This is a genomic window from Bradyrhizobium sp. RDM12, from assembly GCF_051917485.1.
GTDB lineage: Bacteria > Pseudomonadota > Alphaproteobacteria > Rhizobiales > Xanthobacteraceae > Bradyrhizobium.
Map to the genome: position 1 here is coordinate 7,611,284 of NZ_CM133064.1, position 19,203 is coordinate 7,630,486.

Genomic DNA, 19,203 nt, shown 5'->3' on the forward strand with positions numbered 1-19,203 from the left:
CTGGCAGGTCCACGTTACTGGTTCATGTGTGGCCGTAATGGCGGCAAGCGTAACCCCCGAGCGAGGAGCGGACGTTTTGTCACCGGCTTCGGTCATTTCGGTGGTTGATGATGACCCCTACGTGCGGGCCGCGATCAACAACCTCTTGGAATCGCGCGGCTACATCGTCCATACATTCGCCTCCGCCGAGGAATTTTTGAGGGCGACTGATTTGAACGACACCTCCTGCGTGATCGCGGACGTGCAGATGCCGTTGGCAACTGGAATCGATCTGCTGACGCAGGTTCGGGCGCAGGGTTCGGCTATGCCGTTCATATTCATTACAGCTTTTTCGGATGAGAACGTGCGTGTGCGTGCGCTTAAGGCCGGGGCAGTCTGCTTCCTCAGCAAACCGTTCGCCGCTTCGGATCTGATGCAATGCCTGGAGCAGGCGCTCGCACCAGGTGACGAGACCATGGAGTGATTGCCCGACAATCAGCGAATGCGACACCGACATCAGAGAAGCCCTGCTTCTCCCGAGGGCTTGCCGTGCGATAGCTGAGAATCGGCGCCGGGGTCACGTCGCTTGAAGTACCGGCAGTATCCGTCTGAACGAAATTAAAAAAGCCAACGTTGGGATGGGGTCACGATCGGCGCCGATCGGGACCCCACCTCAACGCAAATTCGGTCAGCTGCGACAAGGAATTGCCGCCGTTAGTTCAACGGGCCGAGTTCGGCGCCGATTGACAATTATCCTCGAAAACGCCCTTAAGGCTCATTTCGGGTTTGAAACCTGGGAAAGTGCATTTGACCCGCTGAGGACAGACAGCATAGCACGTGTTGCAAGTATGTGCTGACGGCAGTTACGTCAGTTCTTTGCATCGAGCAGGCGCCAGATCTGGCTGCGCGAGGTCTTCATGGCCTGCGCCAGATTGTTGCGCGATATGTTCTTCTCCTTCATCGCCTGCTCGATCTGCCATGCGAGGACTTCCCTGACGGCGACGGCCTCGAACTCGTCGCCTGCCTTCCTCGCCGAGATGCGGTTGCTCGGCAGTGAGGTGCGCACCTCTCATGAGCCGTCGCACAGCGCGCGGCAAAGCGGCATACGCACCGGCCAGCAATGGCAATCCGCCTTACCTCCTTGTTGCAGCTCGCGCACCATCGGGGTAGATCGGCAAGACACCACGAATATCTGTAGCCCCATGCCTACAAAAAAGCCCGGGCATGGATATCGAATGAAAACGGCAGCGGAATCGGGTCCCTCTGGATTGTCCCCTCGCCGAGCCACCGGCCTACTAAACGCCAATGAACCGCCTCTCGCGGCAGGAGACTTCCATGGTCAGTGAAAAAGGCCCGAACATCAAGAAGAAGCAGAAATGCAAGAACTGCGAGGGCAAAGGCCTGCTCAAGAAGGGCGACAAGGTGGTGAAGTGCCAGCGCTGCAAAGGCACTGGGGTGCGTTGATATCGGGCTGAGGGCCTCTCCGATGCCAGGGTCTTCGCCCGCGTGCTTTCGCAAATGCGCAGGCTCGCGAACGAATTGCACCTCAGCTTGATTTCACGATTGGCACTTCGGTCGTGGTCGAGTAGCTCAGCCATTTGGCTTTCGCCCTCACAGATCCGGGCAGGCGGCTTTCCCGCACCCGGCTCTTCCCGAGGGTAACCCGCGTCATATCCGCGCCTGCGCCCAAGTGCGAGTGATGCGTGGAACGGGCAGACGGAAACGTGCCGTCAGGGTCTCGAACTCCGACCAGCCCATGCGCCGACTTTTCTGACTGCGCCGTCTCAGACAGCGCAGCCAAGTCCGACGCACTTCGCGATAGAAGCCGTTGAGCGCTGGATAATTGTGCGGCCTGCCGTAGTAGCCGTAGTGTCCACGCAGCACTGCGGCGAACCACTCGTGCTGGGTGGCCAGTGACTCGTGCATGAGCCGCCAGGCGTCCTGGCGCAACGCCGTCAGCTTGCGCGTCAGGCGTTTCCCTTCCGTCTTGTGCTTCACGATGAACCGGCCGTCCCGAGTCCGCCCGCAATAGTGGGTGAAGCCGAGGAAGGCGAAGGTCTCGGGTCGCCGCTCGCCGCGCCGCTGACGCGAGAGGGCCGCAAATCGACCGAACTCGATCAGCCGCGTCTTGCCCTCATGAAGCATCAGGCCAAAGCTGGCCAGCCGCGCCTTGAGGGCCAAGAGCATCTCCTGCGCATCCGCCTTGCTCTCGAAGCCCATGATGAAGTCGTCCGCATAGCGCACGGCCACAACGCGACCGCGTGCGCGGTGACGGCGCCATTGGTGGACCCAGAGGTCAAGGACGTAGTGCAGAAAGATGTTGGCGAGGAGCGGACTGATGCCCGCCCCCTGCGGGGTACCCCTGTCCGTTTCTTGCTTCTCGCCGCTCTCAAGAACGCCGGCCCGCAGCCACAGCTCTATGAGCCGCAAGATGCGAGGATCGGCGATCCTGTGCGCCACCATCCGCAGCAGCCACTCGTGGTCGACCGAGTCGAAGAAGTTGCGTATGTCGGCATCGAGCACCCAGTTGACGCGCTGGCTCATGATCGCCGTGTGCAAGGCGTCAAGCGCCATATGAGGATTCCGCCCCGGCCGGAAGCCGTAGGAGAACCCGAGGAAGTCGGCCTCATAGACGGCGCTCAGCACCTCGGCGACTGCGCTTTGGACAATCTTGTCCTCTAGCGCCGGCACACCGAGAGGCCGCTTACCGCCATCGGCTTTGGGGATGTAGACTCGCCGTACCGGCTGTGGCCGGTAGCGACCCGTATGGACGCGTCGGCAGAGCTCGCGGAGGTTATCCGTGAGCCTCTCTTCGTACTTCGCCACCGTTACCCCATCGACCCCCGCGCTGGCCTGCCGCTTTTGTCGTCGAAACGCCCGAAGCAGAGCGTCCTCGTCGACGTGATGCAGCAAGGCTGTGAACCGGGTTTGGGCAGCCTGCTTGGCCGCCGCGTTCACCCGTTCGAGGTTCGGCGGCAAGGCAACCCGGCTCTGTGTCCGGACCCTGGCCTTCTCGCGCGGGCTCCCCTCGGGCTGGCCCCTTCCCTCCATGCGTCTCGTTTCCTTCGACGACTTCACAGGTACTATGAACCAGTCCGACTCCCGACCTCAGCTCGGACCGCGGCTCCGGCACTGCCTTGCCGCTGCCCCCCGTTGGAGACCAATCCAACGGACCCGGTCGGGCCTCTCATGTTCCGATGATTACCTTCCATACGTGATCCGGCCATCGACCCCGACGGAGTGGCATCGTCTCGCATAACGACGATGCTCATGCTGCCTTCGTGTTTAGGGAACACACTCGGCCTCCGCGAACATCCACCTTTCGAGGCTCATTCCCGCACCCCGCATGGCTCCTGTCTACACTTCGAACCCCGCGTTGCCGCGACGCCCGCAAGACTCGGTCCCGGCCTGCCTGCTTCGGCTTTGGCCGGATGGGACTTGCACCCACAAGCAGTCATCAGCTTGGCATGACGTACTCCCCGGTGGTGGTGTAGCTCGGTAGAGCAAAGCCGCCCGGACGCGCGCCCTCAAATAGCGCCGTAGCGGGCGGGCGGCTTTGCGGTGGCCACCGGCAGTTCTCCGGTAGGATCGGGTTGCGACACGCCAACGCAACCGAGGAACCACCGATGACCGACGACATGATGAACCTGCGCACGCTCGTAGAGAAGACCCCGGACGCCGATCTGCTGCGCGAGATGATCGGCTTTGCCGCCCAGCGCCTGATGGAGCTGGAAGTCGAAGGCCAGACCGGGGCGGCCTATGGCGAGAAGAGCCCCGAGCGTCTGGCCCAGCGCAACGGCTACCGCGACCGGATCTGGGAGACCCGTGCCGGTGCGGTCGAACTGCGCATTCCCAAGCTGCGCAAGGGCTCCTACTTCCCGGGCTTCCTGGAGCCGCGCCGCATGGCCGAGAAGGCGCTCACCGCCGTGGTGCAGGAGGCCTATGTGCAGGGCGTTTCGACCCGCTCGGTCGACGATCTGGTCCAGGCCATGGGCATGACCGGCATCTCCAAGAGCCAGGTCAGCCGGCTCTGCGCGGAGATCGACGACAAGGTGAAGGCCTTCCTCGCCCGCCCGATCGAGGGCGACTGGCCGTATCTGTGGATCGACGCCACCTACGTGAAGGTGCGCCAGAATGGCCGCATCGTGGCGGTCGCGGTGATTGTCGCGGTCGGCGTCAACAGCGACGGCCGGCGTGAAGTTCTCGGCATGGATATTGGTCCCTCCGAGGCCGAGACGTTCTGGACGGCGTTCCTGCGCAAGCTCGCTCGCCGCGGCCTGCGCGGCGTCAAGCTGGTCGTCTCCGACGCCCACGAAGGCATCAAGGCCACTGTCGCCAAGGTGCTCAACGCCAGCTGGCAGCGCTGCCGCGTCCACTTCATGCGCAACGCGCTGGCGCATGCCGGCAAGAGCGGCCGCCGCGTCGTCTCGGCCTTCATTGCCACAGCATTCGCACAGGACGATGCCGAGGCCGCGCGAACCCAGTGGCGCAAGGTCGCCGACCAGCTCCGCCCGAAGCTGCCGAAGTTGGCCGGCTTCCTCGACGAGGCCGAGACCGACGTGCTGGCCTACATGACGTTCCCGCCGCAGCACCGGACCAAGCTGCACTCCACCAACCCGATCGAGCGCCTCAACGGCGAGATCAAGCGGCGGACCGAGGTGGTCGGCATCTTCCCCAATGAGGACGCCATCGTTCGCCTCATCGGCGCGATCCTGCCCGAACAGAACGATGAATGGGCCGTCCAGCGCGCCCGTTACATGACACTGGAAACAATCGCGCCGTTGAGCGATGATCCGAGCGTCAGCCTCACGGCTATCACCAGCTGACCAGCCCGGCTCTCGCCGGCGAACGCGGTGATCCACCGCCAGCTACACCACGCCACGGGACACGATCGGCACTTCCCCCGGCAAGGCGCGTTGCGGTCTTTTCGAGGAGGTGCAGATGACCAGGATCAACGCTTCCGACACGCAAGGTGCGAAGACCGGAACATCGCCAGCCGGTTCGCCGGCACTCAACCCCGGTGATGAAGCTCCGCCGGGAACAACGGGCACCGGCGAAGATGTGTGCCCTGATTGCCATGGCAAGGGGCGGATCGACGGCGCTCCCTGCGCCACGTGCGGAGGCAGCGGTACCGTCGTCCGAGCCGTCGGCGGGGCCTGAGCAAAGCTCATCCGGACCGGCGGCATGATCGCGGGCTCGTTTCGCACCGGCCGGACGTGCGCGGATCTGCCCGCTTCGCCGACGCCCATCCAACTATTGGAAGGGGCATTGGAACAGCCTTCGGCCCTTGCGTATTGAGCCGCGCCGGGTCGCACAATTCCGGCAAACGGCGGCCTGCCATTGAGGACTGCGCTGGAGACCATGGAGGGGCCCACACCAGGGATGCAAAACCCGCTTCGACAGGCGCGACTCTACGGCTACCTGATCGAACACGAGAGGGCGCTGTTTCATCCCGGCGGCAACCACCCGCTGTGCGGAGCAGGCATGGCGCGGCGCCTGATCGAGGCGGGCTGGCTGGTCAAAGCCGGCGATCGCTACGAGCTGACGCCGAAAGCACTGAGACAAATCACCCCGCAGGCGACGGGTTCAGGGTGAATGTTTGTTGCAAAACCGGGCCCAGCGCGTTCCCCGGCGAAGATCGCCATCGAGCCGGAAATCACAATCAGCTCACCATTCGCGGGCGAAGCCAGGACATCATTGCCGTTCTCACGTGAACGACATCCAGCAACCAGACCGCGGCCGCATAAGCAAGTCCGCCGGCTGCCGTGACGACCAGCAGCGACGGCAACCCCGTGCCGCCGACCGCGATCCTTGCGGCATAGATCGCCGCGCCCATTACGACCGCGGCAGCGAGTACCTTGGCCAGCCGGCGCGGCTCGAACGGAAGCAGAAAGGCGCGGCGCGCCAGCAGTATCCCGAGCACCAGCCCCGTGGCCTCGGTCACCAGCGAAGCATACGCCGCGCCCATCAGGTTGAATCTCGCAACCAATGGGAACATCAGTGCTGTGCCGAGCGCCAGGGTCACGACCGACTGGACAATCGGCAGCGCTGACCGTTCCGACAACTGAAAGCTGATCTGGACATAAAACTGATTGATCACCCCGCACAGCCGCGCCACCGCAAGCACCGGCAGCAGCAGCAGGATGCTTGCCCGGAAATCCGAGCCGACCAGGGTTCCCACGACCTGGTCCGCGGCAAACGAAAGCCAGACAGCGACCGGCACCACAACGGCCAGCAGCAATTCGGCATTCTCGTTCAATCGCGCGCGGGTCGCAGCAACGCCTTGTTCAGACAGCGCGCGGAACACGAGAGGAAAGGTCGCCGCCGCCACACTCGATGCCAGCATCACCATGAACTGGCGCGGAAGATCGGCGGCCACGCCATAATGCCCTGCCGCGTCGTCGCCGAGCAGATAGGCCACGACCAACCTGTCGCTGACGCTATAAAGCCCGAAAGACAATCCACCGACGGAGAGCGGCAATCCGTAGCGGGCGAACTTGACCAAATGTTCGTGTCGATAGGTGTCGAGCCGGGCGCCACCTTCGAGGCCGGACGCCAGCGCTCCGATCAGAAAGCTCAGTCCGACCGCTCCGAGCAGCCCGAGCCCTCCCCAACCGATCCCGATCGCAAGGCATCCAATCGCAAAGCCCAGCACGCTGCGCGAAATGCCGACGGCCGCATAACGGACCGGCTTCAGGTTGGCGCGGCAGAACTCCTGCGATATGTCGAACGCGCCGACGCTGAGCGCGACAAAAATACTACCGCATAGCACATAGATATCGACGTCCCGGCCGAGCAGCAGCACCGCGGCGGGAACGCCGCAAAACGCCAACACCGCCGTTGCGCCAAAGGCAACGATCGCCGTCCCGCGGAAATCTATTTCCGAGGATATCGCCTGATAGCGCACGACCGACAATCGTATCCACGCGAAAAACACCGACCCGGCGATTCCGCGATGCCCATTCCGACGACATAGACGCCGTACTCCGCCGGGCTGAGCATTCGGGTGAACACGGTGATCGAGAGGAAGCCGATCACCGCCGGAATCAGCTGGGCACCGAGATAGATGGAGAAATATCGATTTAGCATGATGGACGCTGCTGCTCCTGATCTCCGGGGCGATCTTCTGAATCAGGCGCCTCGACAGCTCTTCAGATTGAACTTCGGGTCTTGCCGACGTCGCTGCTTATATCCGTAATTCGTCAAAGATGGTTTTCTATAGAAGCCCAATTCGCACTGCGGCGTTAATGAACCCGCGGCAGACTCGCAGCACGCGTTTGCCTTAACAAACATGGTTACTCCATCATTGACGCCTCCGCAGGATGTCCCGCCTCGACGACAGAGTAACCGTCCTTTTGAAGGCATATACACGCTGCGAATCTGCCGCGGTTTATTAACGACGAAGCGCGAATTGGCCTCGGCAGAAGGCCTTCTTTGATAAATTGCGGATACACGCACCAATTCACCGGCAAGGAGAGATGAGATGCAGGTCAGATCCGCGCTTCAGATCAATTTGCATCCGCTGGACGTGCGCCATGCGGTCCACACACTTCCGCATCAGCTGGAGGTGTGGGGCGATCAGGTCGATCGTATCGTATTCACGGTCGATACCAAGCAGAGCAAGAGCGGCCGCTACACCGGTCATGCCTATGACGAGAGCCGCGGACGCCTGTTTGCAATCCTGGAAGAAATCGTGCGGCAGTCGCCGAAGGCGGAAATTGTCGAGGTCGACTATTCGCCGGCGGCGCTCGAGTCCGTGCGGCAGCGCTATTTCTCGACGAGCCGCATCTATCCGGAAAAGGCTTTCGATGGCGGACCCTTCCATGCCTATTTCTACGGCCTGCTGAAGACGGACGCGCAATACGTGGTGCATATGGACAGCGACATGCTGTTCGGCGGCGGCAGCCAGATCTGGCTGGAGGAGGCGATCGGCTGGCTGAGGACGACGCCGGATGCGCTGTTCGCCGGACCACTTCCCGGTCCGCCCCGCGCTGACGGTACGCTCGGCGATTTGCATGGATCGTTCGCGGGGTTGACCGGGATCAACCGCCCGAGCGGCTGACCGCCGCCTACCCGGCTTACCGCTTTCGCAGCGTGAGCACGCGGATCTTCGTTCTCGATCAAGGCAAGTTCGATGCATCGATCGGGGCGCTGGACTTGGTGCGTCCGAATCTCCGTCGCCGGATCCGCGCAAAATTGTTTCGCCAGTCGCCGCTGTCGATGCCGGCCGAGGAGATCATCACCTCGGCCATGATGCGCAAGGGACTTTCCCGTATCGACTTTCTCGGTTCGGGAGCCGGGCTCTACTCGCTCCATCCGCCGTATCGCTCGGACGCATTCTATCGGGAATTGCCACAGCTGATCGCACGCGTCGAGGCCGGTGCGATACCGGAAGCCCAGCGCGGCGACTATGACATCAATTCAAGCATGTTCGACTGGACGGAGGCACTTCGGCAGAAGACCACCGGTCGTCGCCTCGCCCGCGCCGCACGCGCGCTGCTGTCGAGCTGAGTCTCGCGGTTCGGCCGGCGACGACGCGCCGGCACCATCGCATTTCACCCCGCGCCAGCCTCGCACCAGCTTCGGACCAGAAACTGGCTCAATGGGCAATCCGATTGCGCTCGGTCAGCCCGCGAGCACAGCTTTTCTGGTCACCTCATGAACCGCCGAGAACGCTGGGCCGCGGCCAAGCAATCGCAGAGGATCGCGCCGCAAAACCTCGCGGCCGCCAGAGGTCTGGAGACGGCGAAACAGGGCCAGGCGCTGTTCAATCTCGGCCGGTATGCCGAAGCCCTGGACTGCTTCAACGCCTTCGCGAAGCTCAATCCTGACGTCGCGCCGCTGTATCAGACGCGCGGGCTTTCCCTGCAGCGGCTGGGCCGATTCGAGGAAGCGCAGGCCGACTTCGAGCGGTCGATTGCGCTGAACCCCGGCGAGGCGGAGACGCACAAGAATCTCGGCTCGCTGCATGCGAGATTTGGCCGGATGGAGCAAGCCTTCGCGAGCTTCGATCGCGCGCTCGCGCTCCGCCCGAACTTTTCCGCAGCGCTCAACGAAAAGGCGCGGGCGCTGTGGAGCCTGCAATTGCTGGACGAGGCCTTCGCGGCCTTTCACCAATCGCAGGCCATCGAGCCTGGCAATGCGGACACGATCTGGAATCTCGCGCTGCTGCAGATGCTGACCGGAGATTTCGAGCGGGGCCTGGCGGGGCGCGAGGCGCGCTGGAAGGCGCCGTCGCTCGGCCTAGCCGATCGCGGATTCTCGCAAGCCCTGTGGCTGGGTAACCAGCCGCTCGAAGGCAAGACCATTTTGGTTCATGCTGACGAAGCCCTGGGCGATTCCATTCAGTTTGCGCGCTACGTGCCGTTCGTGGCCGCGCTCGGCGCTAAGGTCATCCTGGAGGTCAAGCCCGCGGTGCAGCAGCTACTGGCCGCCGTGCCCGGCGTCGCACATTGTGTCGACCGATCGTCTGTGACGTCGCTGGCGTTCGACCTGCACTGCCCGCTTGGCAGCCTGCCGCTGGCGTTCGGGACGCGGCTCGACACGATCCCGTTCGCGCAAGGTTTTCTTCCCGCGCCGCCGGCCGAGGCGCGCGATGGCGTGGGAGGAGCGGCTTCATCCCCGCACGCGCTTGCGCGTCGGCCTCGCCTGGTCGGGAGATCCGGCTCACAAGAACGATCACAACCGGTCGATATCGCTGCGCACGCTTGCGCCTCTGCTGGATTGCGACGTCCAGTTCGTCTCCTTGCATAAAGGCATCAGGGATCAGGACCGCGCCTTCCTCCGCGAACGCTGTGACATCCTCGACCTGACGGAGCAGCTCAGCGGTTTCGGCGAGACGGCAGCGCTGGTCTCCTGTCTCGATCTGGTGATCTCGGTCGACACCAGCGTCGTGCACCTCGCAGGCGCGCTCGGCGCGCCGGTCTGGGCCATGCTGCCTTTCAACCCGGTTTGGCGCTGGCTGCTCAATCGCGACGACAGCCCGTGGTATCAGTCCATGAAGCTGTTCAGGCAGCCGAAGCGAGGCGACTGGGGCAGCGTCGTCGACAAGGTTCGCGGCGAGCTGGAGGCTCTGGTGTCCACGCGGCGCAGCCGCGACAAAGCGCAGGACGCGCCGGAACCTGCCCTCGCGCTTTAGAGCCTGTCCTCAATTGAGCCAGATGATAGTAGCCGCAAGGTGGATTGCGGCGAGGAAATTTCTGGCGGTTTTGTCGTAGCGGGTGGCGATGGCGCGGTATTGCTTGAGTTTGCAGAAGAAATTCTCGATGAGGTGGCGTGCCTTGTAGGCGTCTTTGTCGAACTCGCGTTGAACCTTGCGGTTGCTCTTGGGCGGGATCACGAACGACTTTCCCCGTGCAAGCAACGGCTCGATCACCCGCTGGTCGGCATCGAAGGCCTTGTCTGCCAACAAGGTCTCGGCCGCCATATCCGGCAGCAGCGCGTCGGCGCCTTCCAGATCATGGGGCTTGGCCCGGCGTCAGGATGAAGTCCAGCGGATTGCCCAACGCATCGACAAGCGCATGAATTTTGGTGCTCAGCCCGCCTTTGCTGCGCCCGATCGCCTGGTCTTCGTCGTGTTTTTTTGTGCGCCGGCACTGTGCTGATGCGCCCGCACGATCGTGCTGTCGATCATGGCGTACTCATTATCCGCATCGCTCGCCAGCATCTCAAACAGCATCTTCCACACGCCGCTCTTGGCCCAGCGTGAGAAGCGCGTATGGATCTTGATCGGGTCGCCAAAGCGTTCCGGCAAGTCCCGCCAAGGAATGCCGGCCCGATAGCGGTAGATTACCGCCTCTACAAACAGCCGATTGTCCCTGGCCGTTACCCCCACGTGCCCTTCACGCCCCGGCAACATATCCTTGATCCTGTCCCATTGATCGTCCCGAAGGGCGTAGCGGCGCATCTGTCAGCTCCGAATCAGCTGACCGCCTATGAATCACGCGATAATCTGCTTGGGAATCTGGAGGGTTCTGTGAGGTCGCGTTCACGCGATGGTGCGGCAGGTGCAGTTGTGCGACCTCATTGAAGCCGGATTGAACGAAGGCGCGGGCGGTTATGCGCGGTTTTGCAGCTATGGGGATTGTTGGAGATCGCGAGGTCCGGTCTGCCGGCTCGGCGTGTGCGGCAGCGACACGAGATGTGCGCATCGGCAATGGATTGGGATCAGACGCGCTTTGCGAGCGGTGGCGATGGGCGGAGCGCTGCATCGGGCGGTTGTTGTCGCACAATGTGGCAGCACGGATTCGACAGCGTCCACGATGATCGAGCCGCTGGGAGTGGGATGACACATGATGATTGTCGTACATGGCATGAGCTGGCTCACGATGTGTCGCACTGGAACGGTGATGTTCGAGGGCTGGAGCAATTGAAGCTGTGTCGAAAGCGCTCGACGATGCGCATGACGCCGCCACAATCGGGACAGGGAGGAACCTCGGCCCGCGTCGGAGGGTCCGAACTCACGGGCGACGCCTCAATATTGTTTGGCGCTGTCCGCTCATGATCAAGAAGGGCACGGCAAAGCGCGAGCCTGGCGGCGCGATGGCGGTTAGCCATGAAGCCGAAATGGCGGATGCGGTGGAAGCCGTCGGGCAACGTGTGAAGAAGGAAGCGGCGGATGAACTCGTCGGCCTTGAGCTTCATGATCTTTGTCGCGCCGTTCTGGCGGTAGTCCTTCCAGGTAAAGGCGACGTGATCCTCGTCGAGGGCTACGAGCCGGCTGTTGGCTATTGCAACGCGATGGGTATAGCGGCCGAGATAGGCCAGCACCTGCGCAGGGCCGCCGAACGGCCGCTTGGCGTAGACAACCCAGCTGATGCGCCGCATAGCGACGAGATGAGCTGCGAAGGCAGCAGGCTCGGCCAGGGATGCGAGATCGCCGAAGAAGTTCAGGGTGCCGGCGTCGAAGGCGGCGGTCAGACGTTCGAGGAACAGGCGTCTGAACAGCCGGGCGAGCGGTTTGACGGCCAGGAAGAAGTTTGGTCGGCTGGCGATCCAGTGCGCGTTATCGGGCGAGAGGCCGCCGCCCGGCACGACGCAGTGGACGTGGGGATGGTGCGTCAGCGCCTGCCCCCAGGTGTGGAGGACGGCGACGACGCCGATCCCGGCGCCGAGCCGGCGTGGATTGGCGGCGAGCGTCGACATTGCCTCGGTGGCGGCTTTGAACAGGATCGCATAAACGATGGCCTTGTTCTGAAAGGCGATCGCGGCGATCGGAGTCGGCAGTGTGAAGACGACGTGGAAATAGGGAACCGGCAGCAGGTCGGCTTCTCGCGCGGCGAGCCACGCGGCTCGGTCTGGCCCCTGACACTTCGGACAGTGCCGGTTGCGGCAAGAATTGTAGGCGACGCGTGTCGTGCCGCAGTCGTCGCAAGCCTCCATGTGGCCGCCGAGCGCCTCGGTCCGGCACGCCACGATCGCGCTCATCACGCGCCGCTCGACCCGACCGAGATGACCGGCATGTACACGGCGATAGGTGTCGCCATGCCGGCGCAGAATATCGGCAATCTCGATGGCGGGCCTGTTGCAGCGGCTGTCGGGGCGGATCATCACCCGCATCCCGCCGCTGATCATCCAGATGGCGTCACCTCCAGCGACAGGCGGTCGAGCGGGCTCTGCGTCGCCCGGATGGTATGAGTGGCGACCTGCGTATAGCGCGCCGTCGACGACAAATTATTGTGCCCGAGCAAAACCTGGATGATCCGAATGTCGGTTCCGTTCTCGAGAAGATGCGTCGCGAAGCTGTGGCGCAGCGTGTGCAGCGTGACGCGCTTGGTCAGGCCCGCGGCCTTCACCGCCGAGCGGCAGGCGGCGTGCAACACGGTCGGATCAATCGGATGATCTTCGTCACGACCAGGGAACAGATAAAGCCGCGGCCGGGCGAGCCGCCAGTAGGTGCGCAGGATGCCCAGCAGCTGGGGCGACAGCATCACGTTGCGATCCTTCGCGCCCTTGCCGTGGCGCACCTGGATGACGCCGCGGGCGCTGTCGATGTCTTCGATCCGCAGTCCCGCGACCTCGGAGGCCCTGAGCCCGGCCGCATAGGCGGTGGTGAGCGCGGCGCGGCTCTTCAGGCTGGACACGGCCTCGAGGAACTGCACCACTTCGTCGGCGCTGAGAACGACCGGCAGCTTGCGCGGTTCTCGCGCATAGGGAATGCGCTCCGGGATGAGCGCCTCGCCGAGCGTGACGCCGTAGAAAAACCGTAGCGCACAGACAATCTGGTTCAGCGCCGGCCATGAGATGCCGGTCGAGACCAGATGCACCTGGAAGGCGCGGACGTCTTCCAGCTCTAACCGGTCAGGCGATCGGCCAAAATAGCGGCTGAACTTCGAAACCGCGCTGATGTAGAATCGTTGCGTCGCCGGCGACAGATTGCGGACGGTCATGTCTTCGATCATGCGGCGGCGAAGAGGGCTCAAATCGGCCATCTCGATACTCCTGTCTGAGGGGGTGGGCTCCAACACCCACATCCTCTCAGCCAGGAGGCGATCTACGCTACCTTGCCCCTCACGCCGCGGCAGCGGCTTCGTTCAATCCTCTACTTGAGGACAGGCTCTAGTTTATTGTTTGAGCATGATCTTCTCGGAATACCGCTTCGCACTTTTCCGGATCATGCCCTAACTCTCCACCCGATACAGCCGCCACCGCGCCGGCACGCCCTTGAGCTGGTGGCTGCCGTGATCCCTGAGGCGGATCTGGGATTGCGCCGCGAGCAGATCCTTCACCGCACGCGAGACCAGGACTTCGCCGGCGCGCGCCTTGGCGGCGACGCGGGTGCAGATGTGGAAGGCGATGCCGACCATCTCGCCGCCGCTGATGGTGTATTCGCCGGCGTGCAGGCCCACCCTGATATCGAGGCCGAGCGTGCGCACGGCCTCGCGGATCGCGGTCGCGCAATTGATGCCGGCGACAGGCGCCTTGAAGGTCGCGAGCACGCCGTCGCCGGTCGTCACGACTTCCTTGCCGCGCAAAGATTTCAGCTCCTTGCGAACCGCCGCGTAATACAGGCCCATCACCTTGGTCCAGCGCGCGTCGCCGAGCTTGGCGGCTTTTGCGGTGGAGCCGACGATGTCGACGATCAGGATCGTGGCCAGCGCCTGCTTGGAATCGGCGCTGCCATTGGCGGATTTGCGGCGGATCGAGATAGCGCCCGTCAGCGGCTCATAGTCGTGGCTGCGCCGCCGCGCGATCGCGGATTTGGTGTAGTCCCGGGCGCGCTCGGCCGTGCCGCAGCGGATGGTTTTCTCCTGTGGCAGACGCGTCCAGTAAACCTTGCGTCCCCTGCCGGCGCCCTGCACCTCCACGGCGCCCCATTTCAGGAACACCGCCGAGCCGACCCGCCGCACGCACCATGCTTTTGAGGTGTATCCTGATACGTTCGACTGATGCAGGCCGATGCGAAGGAATTTGGGCATGAACGTGCGGCCAATCAATGGACGGGCGGGGCTGGAGCGTAATTGGACGCTCGCGCCTTGGCAACAGCACGCAGCGAAGCAGCGCGGCCGCTACGTCACCGCACCCGGCTAAAACGCAAACAGCTCGATCGGCTCGCTGAAACCGCGCACCGCATGCTGGCCGACCCGCTCGAGCTCGAACTCCGGCGTCACCAGATCGGCGAAATCGCGCGACAGCAGCACCGGCTTGCCGATCTGCTTGGTGAGCGCCTCGAGGCGCGAGGCCATGTTGACGGCGGGACCGATCACGGTGAAATCGAGCCGGCTGGTCGATCCGATATTGCCGTACATGACGTCGCCGACATGGACGCCGATGCCGTAGTTCAGCGGCGCGCGGCCGGTCGCCTTGTTTCGCTCGTTCAGCGCGGCCATGGCCTCGCGCGCCTCGGTGACCGCCCGCAGCAGATTGGCGCAGGCGTTTGGCTCATGAAGCGGGAAGATCGCGAGCAGGCCGTCGCCGATGAATTTCAGGATCTCACCGCCATGCCGCGCGATCGGCTCGGACATCGCGTCGAAATAATCGTTGAGGAGATCGATGACGTCGTCGCGCGGCCAGTTGTCGGAGATTTTCGTGAAATCTCTGAGATCGCAGATCATGATCGCGGCACGCACCGTCGTGCCGGTGCCGCGTCGGGTGGCGCCGGCGAGGATCAGCTCGCCGGCATGGGCGCCGACATAGGTCTCCAGCAGCGTGCGCGCCAGGCGGTTCTTGACGCGGATCTCGCTGACCAGCGCCAGCACCGGCAGCACCTTCTTCAGCGCGGCGACATGGGCGTCGTCGAAGCCGCCGGGGCGGTCGGTCGAGAACGTGACGAGGTGCCGCTTGCCGAGCGTATGATACAGCGGCCAGGCCAGATAATCGGTCAGGCCCTTCGCTCGCATCTCGTCATAGAGCGCGTGCTTGCGGCCGAGCGCGGGATCACGTTCGAGATCTCACGCACTTCGGTTGCACCGTCGAACATTTCGTTGGCCGGGCTGCCGATATATTCGGAACGTCCCCTGACATCGAAATCGACCCGCGCGATCTCGGCCTCGCGCATGCCGTCGGACCACATGAAACGGGCCCCCAGCCATTGCGGGTGCTGGATCATGACATGAAGCGTCGACCGCTTGAGCGGAATGCCGGCCTGTTGGAGGCGGATGCACATCTCGGCAAAGATGTTGTCGATGAAGCGCTGGTCGCGCGTGCCGTTGGTCAGCCAGTCGATGACGGCGTCGCTGCCGGAATGGATCAAGTCATCGTTTCGCGGCGCGCTCATTCATCTGCCTCTGGGCGTCGGTCTTGGTCTCCGACATATCGGGTTCCGGCGCGGCCGCGTCAACCTGGCCAGTTGCACGGATTGTGCGCATCGCTCTGCGCAGGATCGCCGCTCAACCAACGATTCTGATCGATCCCAGCACCGCCAGGCCCGAAACCAGCGCGAGTGACGAGGCCGCGGTCAATTCGACCTTCAGCGTGTTTTCGCGCGCGATCGCAAAATCCTCGCCGCCGAGACGGATGCTGCAGTCGCCGCGCGCCGCGTAGAGCAAATGCGTTCCCGCAGGCAATGGCCGCCCGCCGGGCTCCTGAGCACCCCGAGCTCGATCTCCGCCGCACCGCGCCGCGCCATCAGGTTGACGACTTCGACCGGACCGGCCTCGAGCTCGGTGGCGATCGCGAGCTCGCCCGCGAAGCGCACGGTCGTGAACGGCTCGCGCTCGTCGAACTCCTGCCCGGGCGCTTTCAGCACCAGCCCGCGCCCGCCGACCACCATCTGCAGACGGTCGATGCCGGGCATGTGGGAGAACGGCGCGGGCGCCACGATTGGCGTGGAGGCGAAGCGCCACAGCAGGCTGTCCCAATCCTTCACCGCCGCGCCCGGCCGATGCGCATCCGCGATATCGGTCAAGGTGCCGCCGCCGTTCTTCCAGGGCGAGCGGGTGTAGTCTTCGGATTTCAGCAGCGTGGCTTTCATGTGTCTCAGTTCGTGCGGAAAGGGCGAGCAGACCGATATCACGATTGCCGCCGGCCTCAAATCGCGCCGTCGTGGATCCGTGCTATCCTGCCTGGGATGGTCAAACCTTCAGCGAGGCACCCATGTCCAGCACCGATAAGGTTTTCGCCGGCTCGGTCCCAAAGCTCTACGACGAATATCTGGTGCCGTTGATCTTCTCCTTCTATGCCGACGACCTCGCCAGGCGCATCGCAGCGCTGTCGCCCTCGGACCTGCTCGAGATTGCCGCCGGCACCGGCGCCGTCACGCGGGCCGTGGCGGCGCTGCTGCCTGCCGGTGTCCGCTATGTCGCGACCGACCTCAACGAACCGATGCTCGCGGTCGCGAAGCAGCGTCATGGCGATGACCCCCGCATGTCCTGGCGACAGGCGGATGCGCTGGCGCTGCCCTTCGACGATGCCACGTTCGACGTCGTCTGCTGCCAGTTCGGCGCCATGTTCTTTCCGGATCGCAGCAAGGGCTATGCGGAAGCGAAGCGGGTGTTGAAGCCCGATGGCACGTACCTGTTCAGTGTCTGGGACCGTATCGAAGACAATGTATTCGCGAATGACGCGACGATCACGCTCGGCAAGATGTTTCCTGACAATCCGCCCCTCTTCATGGCGCGGACGCCGCACGGCTATCACGACAAGGCCGTCATCAAGACCGATCTCGAACGCGCGGGCTTCAAGGACATATCGATCGAGACGCTGACAGCAATGAGCCGCGCGCCCTCGGCGGAATACGTCGCGATCGCCTACTGCCAGGGAACGCCGCTACGCGGCGAGATCGAGGCCAGGGATGCGAGCAAGCTCGAGGCCGCAACCGATGCCGTTGCGCAAGCTATCCGAAAACGCCACGGCTCCGGACCGGTCGAGGCCAGGATTCAGGCCTTGGTGATCACGGCCCGGCCGTAGCGGCGTGAGCCGCTAGGCTCCGCCCCGCGGCCTACCAAAAACTCCGCGGCATCGGCTGCGTCGATTGATAGTACTGGTACTGGCCGCCGCGGCGGCGCGGATTGGCCGGCTGCGGGTTGGGATCGCGCTGCCCAAAGAAGAAGAAGCCATTGCCGCCCCAGCCATCGTCGGTGGCCACTTCCATCGGCGGCGCGGTCGGCTTGCGGGTGATGAAGCCGCCTTGCGGATGGTTGCTCAGGACCGCGACGAACTCGGTGCGATAGTTGGTCTCGGCACTCAGCGGCTCGTCCGAGATGATGATGGACGAGCGCGGCACTGCGGTCGGCGCGATGCGATCCCACACGTCCTGCGGAATGGTGACTCGGTCGAGCGCGTCCTTGGCGTTGTCGCCGTCGTCGATGGTGACGACGCTCCAGCGCAGGCCGGTGCCGGTCTTCGCCATCGCCGTGAAGATGTGCGTGCCGAGCGGCTGATCGGGATTGCGGATGGTCACGGCAACCTCGATGCTGGTGTCGAACACCTCACCGCCGCCATCGGGCGCCGGCTTGTGGGTGTTGCGACGCACGTAGAGCTTCTGCGTTGCACGGCTGATGTAGACCGAGACCGGCTCGAGCGCGAGTTTTGCGTCGGTCGCAGCCTTGACCGCTTCGGCCTTCCTGGCCGCGGCCGCTTTGGCGGCATCCTTGTTGCGGCAACCGCATCACGCTTCGGCTGCGCGGCGGCCTTGGCGGCGTCCAACTGGGTCGCAGCATCCGCGGCTTTGGTCGCGGCCTTCTGCTTCAGCTCGTCGGCCTTTGCCTTGGCCTGATCCGTCTTGGCGTTCGCGACCAGCTTGTCGGCATACGCGTTCTCGGCGTCGGCGCGCGCCTTCTGCTGCTCCAACTTGCGCAGCGTTGCCGGAAGCGATTGCGCATCCTTCGCGGCTGCCGTCGCGGCCTTCTTGGCATCATCAGCCGCGCTTGCGGCCTCCTCCGCCAGGGCGGACAGCTTGTCGGCGCGCGCGGGCGCCGCCGCAATGGCCTCCTTGCTCGGCACGAACAGCGAGGGGTGCGAGAAATCGACCGGAGCGGCGTCGTTTGGCGAGATGATCACCCGCATGCCGATATTGGTTTTGTCGAACAGGCCCTCTGCGAAGTTGAAGGGCATCCGCACGCAGCCGTGCGAGGCGGCATAGCCAGGCAGCGGTCCGCCATGCAACGCAATGCCGTTCCAAGTGATGCGCTGCATGTTCGGCATCCAGGCGTCGTCATACATGGTGGAGTGGTGGTCCTTGTCCTTCTCGATAATCGCGAAGACGCCGGCGGGCGTCTCGCGCCCGGTCGTACCGGTCGAAACCGGCGCGCGCAGGATCCAGCCCTCGGAATCGTAGAACGTGACCTGCTGGCTCTTGATCGACACGATCGCCATGATCGGCTCGCCGGCCTCGCGCTGCGCCACCGCCTCGGCGGTCGGGCGCGGCTGCTTGGCGGCAACGGCTGCGCTCGGGACGGCCAGCGCAACTGCCGCCGCGAACATCACAATTCCGGGAGCCCCCCAACGCCGCATCACTCCATTGGATTGCGCCGTCGTCATCAGGTCTTTCATGCCATTCCCCGGTTGCCTGTCCGCATTTGGTCCGCCATGGATCAGATTGCGATCTTTGAATTAAGAAATCGCAGCCACCATCCGTTCCGTATCGGGCGATTTTCGGTCGGTTCCAGCGACAAAGCTCTCATATACGACGGCCCGCGCGGGCGGAAGGCCGGTCCGCGGCTGGACTGGCCTGGAGCTGGTGGACGCGCTCTGCGGCAGAATGTCCACCTGAAGCGGCGGGATGGGATGTGACCGGAATCACAGAGAATTGCGCTAGGACGGCCGGCAGCAAGCGGTCGCGCTCAG

General features: G+C 63.8%; 15 protein-coding genes and 4 pseudogenes. 9 read left to right on the plus strand and 10 right to left on the minus strand.

Features of this window, described 5'->3' with window-relative positions; all coding sequences use genetic code 11:
* The first annotated feature begins 76 nt into the window (after positions 1-76).
* The gene (locus ACTGJ9_RS37070; RefSeq protein ID WP_456675055.1) at positions 77-463 is read left to right on the plus strand and encodes a response regulator transcription factor; all 387 of its coding nucleotides are present in this window, start codon (positions 77-79) and stop codon (positions 461-463) included.
* A gap of 384 nt (positions 464-847) precedes the next feature.
* On the opposite strand, the gene ACTGJ9_RS37075 is transcribed toward ACTGJ9_RS37070, so the two are convergent.
* Positions 848-1,045 carry a hypothetical protein gene (locus tag ACTGJ9_RS37075; protein ID WP_456675056.1) on the minus strand — a complete coding sequence of 66 codons (198 nt, stop codon included), beginning with the start codon at positions 1,043-1,045 and terminating at the stop codon, positions 848-850.
* A 269-nt stretch (positions 1,046-1,314) separates the two neighbouring features.
* Between ACTGJ9_RS37075 and ACTGJ9_RS37080 the strand changes: the two genes are divergently transcribed.
* The gene (locus ACTGJ9_RS37080; protein ID WP_256374932.1) at positions 1,315-1,443 is read left to right on the plus strand and encodes a hypothetical protein; all 129 of its coding nucleotides are present in this window, start codon (positions 1,315-1,317) and stop codon (positions 1,441-1,443) included.
* Between the two features lie 204 nt (positions 1,444-1,647).
* Here the strand turns inward: ACTGJ9_RS37080 and ltrA are convergent, their stop codons facing one another.
* Entirely contained in the window at positions 1,648-3,057 is a 1,410-nt protein-coding gene (gene ltrA, locus ACTGJ9_RS37085; protein WP_456675057.1) for a group II intron reverse transcriptase/maturase, read from the minus strand.
* A 548-nt stretch (positions 3,058-3,605) separates the two neighbouring features.
* On the opposite strand from ltrA, the gene ACTGJ9_RS37090 reads away from it, so the two are divergent.
* Both ACTGJ9_RS37090 and ACTGJ9_RS37095 read left to right on the plus strand, forming a co-directional pair.
* Positions 3,606-4,805: an IS256 family transposase gene (locus tag ACTGJ9_RS37090; RefSeq protein ID WP_456675058.1), complete on the plus strand. Its 1,200-nt coding sequence runs from the start codon at positions 3,606-3,608 to the stop codon at positions 4,803-4,805.
* Positions 4,806-5,340: 535 nt separating this feature from the next.
* Complete coding sequence (locus tag ACTGJ9_RS37095) at positions 5,341-5,574, plus strand: hypothetical protein (RefSeq protein ID WP_456675059.1); 234 nt, start codon at positions 5,341-5,343, stop codon at positions 5,572-5,574.
* 67 nt (positions 5,575-5,641) lie between these two features.
* On the opposite strand, the gene ACTGJ9_RS37100 is transcribed toward ACTGJ9_RS37095, so the two are convergent.
* Positions 5,642-6,886: a lipopolysaccharide biosynthesis protein gene (locus tag ACTGJ9_RS37100; protein WP_456675060.1), complete on the minus strand. Its 1,245-nt coding sequence runs from the start codon at positions 6,884-6,886 to the stop codon at positions 5,642-5,644.
* A 576-nt stretch (positions 6,887-7,462) separates the two neighbouring features.
* Here ACTGJ9_RS37100 and ACTGJ9_RS37105 point away from each other — a divergent pair.
* From ACTGJ9_RS37105 to ACTGJ9_RS37120, 4 genes are all read left to right on the plus strand, one after another.
* Entirely contained in the window at positions 7,463-8,041 is a 579-nt protein-coding gene (locus ACTGJ9_RS37105) for a hypothetical protein (protein ID WP_456675061.1), read from the plus strand.
* A gap of 32 nt (positions 8,042-8,073) precedes the next feature.
* Entirely contained in the window at positions 8,074-8,490 is a 417-nt protein-coding gene (locus ACTGJ9_RS37110; protein WP_456675062.1) for a hypothetical protein, read from the plus strand.
* Positions 8,491-8,637: 147 nt separating this feature from the next.
* Positions 8,638-9,732, plus strand: coding sequence for a tetratricopeptide repeat protein (locus ACTGJ9_RS37115; protein WP_456675063.1), 1,095 nt, complete (start codon positions 8,638-8,640; stop codon positions 9,730-9,732).
* A complete protein-coding gene (locus ACTGJ9_RS37120; protein ID WP_456675064.1) occupies positions 9,725-10,117 on the plus strand; it encodes a glycosyltransferase family 9 protein in 393 nt (130 codons plus the stop codon). Before ACTGJ9_RS37115 ends, ACTGJ9_RS37120 begins: the two co-directional genes overlap by 8 nt.
* Positions 10,118-10,126: 9 nt before the next feature.
* Here ACTGJ9_RS37120 and ACTGJ9_RS37125 read toward each other — a convergent pair.
* The 6 genes and pseudogenes from ACTGJ9_RS37125 to ACTGJ9_RS37150 form a co-directional block, all read right to left on the minus strand.
* A pseudogene (locus tag ACTGJ9_RS37125) lies at positions 10,127-10,885 on the minus strand (IS5 family transposase).
* A 416-nt stretch (positions 10,886-11,301) separates the two neighbouring features.
* Complete coding sequence (locus ACTGJ9_RS37130; protein WP_456675065.1) at positions 11,302-12,528, minus strand: IS91 family transposase; 1,227 nt, start codon at positions 12,526-12,528, stop codon at positions 11,302-11,304.
* 20 nt (positions 12,529-12,548) lie between these two features.
* Positions 12,549-13,409 (minus strand): tyrosine-type recombinase/integrase, encoded by an 861-nt coding sequence (locus ACTGJ9_RS37135; protein ID WP_456674985.1) that lies wholly within the window; start codon positions 13,407-13,409, stop codon positions 12,549-12,551.
* 189 nt (positions 13,410-13,598) lie between these two features.
* Positions 13,599-14,396 carry an adenylate/guanylate cyclase domain-containing protein gene (locus tag ACTGJ9_RS37140; protein ID WP_456675066.1) on the minus strand — a complete coding sequence of 266 codons (798 nt, stop codon included), beginning with the start codon at positions 14,394-14,396 and terminating at the stop codon, positions 13,599-13,601.
* Positions 14,397-14,504: 108 nt separating this feature from the next.
* Positions 14,505-15,694, minus strand: a pseudogene (locus ACTGJ9_RS37145) (adenylate/guanylate cyclase domain-containing protein).
* A gap of 112 nt (positions 15,695-15,806) precedes the next feature.
* Positions 15,807-16,390: pseudogene (locus ACTGJ9_RS37150) on the minus strand (HutD/Ves family protein).
* A gap of 122 nt (positions 16,391-16,512) precedes the next feature.
* On the opposite strand from ACTGJ9_RS37150, the gene ACTGJ9_RS37155 reads away from it, so the two are divergent.
* Positions 16,513-17,325 carry a class I SAM-dependent methyltransferase gene (locus ACTGJ9_RS37155; RefSeq protein ID WP_456675067.1) on the plus strand — a complete coding sequence of 271 codons (813 nt, stop codon included), beginning with the start codon at positions 16,513-16,515 and terminating at the stop codon, positions 17,323-17,325.
* Between the two features lie 31 nt (positions 17,326-17,356).
* On the opposite strand, the pseudogene ACTGJ9_RS37160 reads toward ACTGJ9_RS37155, so the two are convergent.
* Positions 17,357-18,909, minus strand: a pseudogene (locus ACTGJ9_RS37160) (L,D-transpeptidase family protein).
* Between the last annotated feature and the right edge of the window lie 294 nt (positions 18,910-19,203).

Coding starts and splice junctions, on each gene's coding strand:
- ACTGJ9_RS37080 (WP_256374932.1), top strand. CDS start 1,315: ATGGTCAGTGAAAAAGGCCCGAACATCAAGAAGAAGCAGAAATGCAAG.
- ACTGJ9_RS37090 (WP_456675058.1), top strand. CDS start 3,606: ATGACCGACGACATGATGAACCTGCGCACGCTCGTAGAGAAGACCCCG.
- ACTGJ9_RS37095 (WP_456675059.1), top strand. CDS start 5,341: ATGGAGGGGCCCACACCAGGGATGCAAAACCCGCTTCGACAGGCGCGA.
- ACTGJ9_RS37105 (WP_456675061.1), top strand. CDS start 7,463: ATGCAGGTCAGATCCGCGCTTCAGATCAATTTGCATCCGCTGGACGTG.
- ACTGJ9_RS37115 (WP_456675063.1), top strand. CDS start 8,638: ATGAACCGCCGAGAACGCTGGGCCGCGGCCAAGCAATCGCAGAGGATC.
- ACTGJ9_RS37130 (WP_456675065.1), bottom strand. CDS start 12,528: ATGATCCGCCCCGACAGCCGCTGCAACAGGCCCGCCATCGAGATTGCC.
- ACTGJ9_RS37135 (WP_456674985.1), bottom strand. CDS start 13,409: ATGGCCGATTTGAGCCCTCTTCGCCGCCGCATGATCGAAGACATGACC.
- ACTGJ9_RS37140 (WP_456675066.1), bottom strand. CDS start 14,396: ATGCCCAAATTCCTTCGCATCGGCCTGCATCAGTCGAACGTATCAGGA.
- ACTGJ9_RS37155 (WP_456675067.1), top strand. CDS start 16,513: ATGTCCAGCACCGATAAGGTTTTCGCCGGCTCGGTCCCAAAGCTCTAC.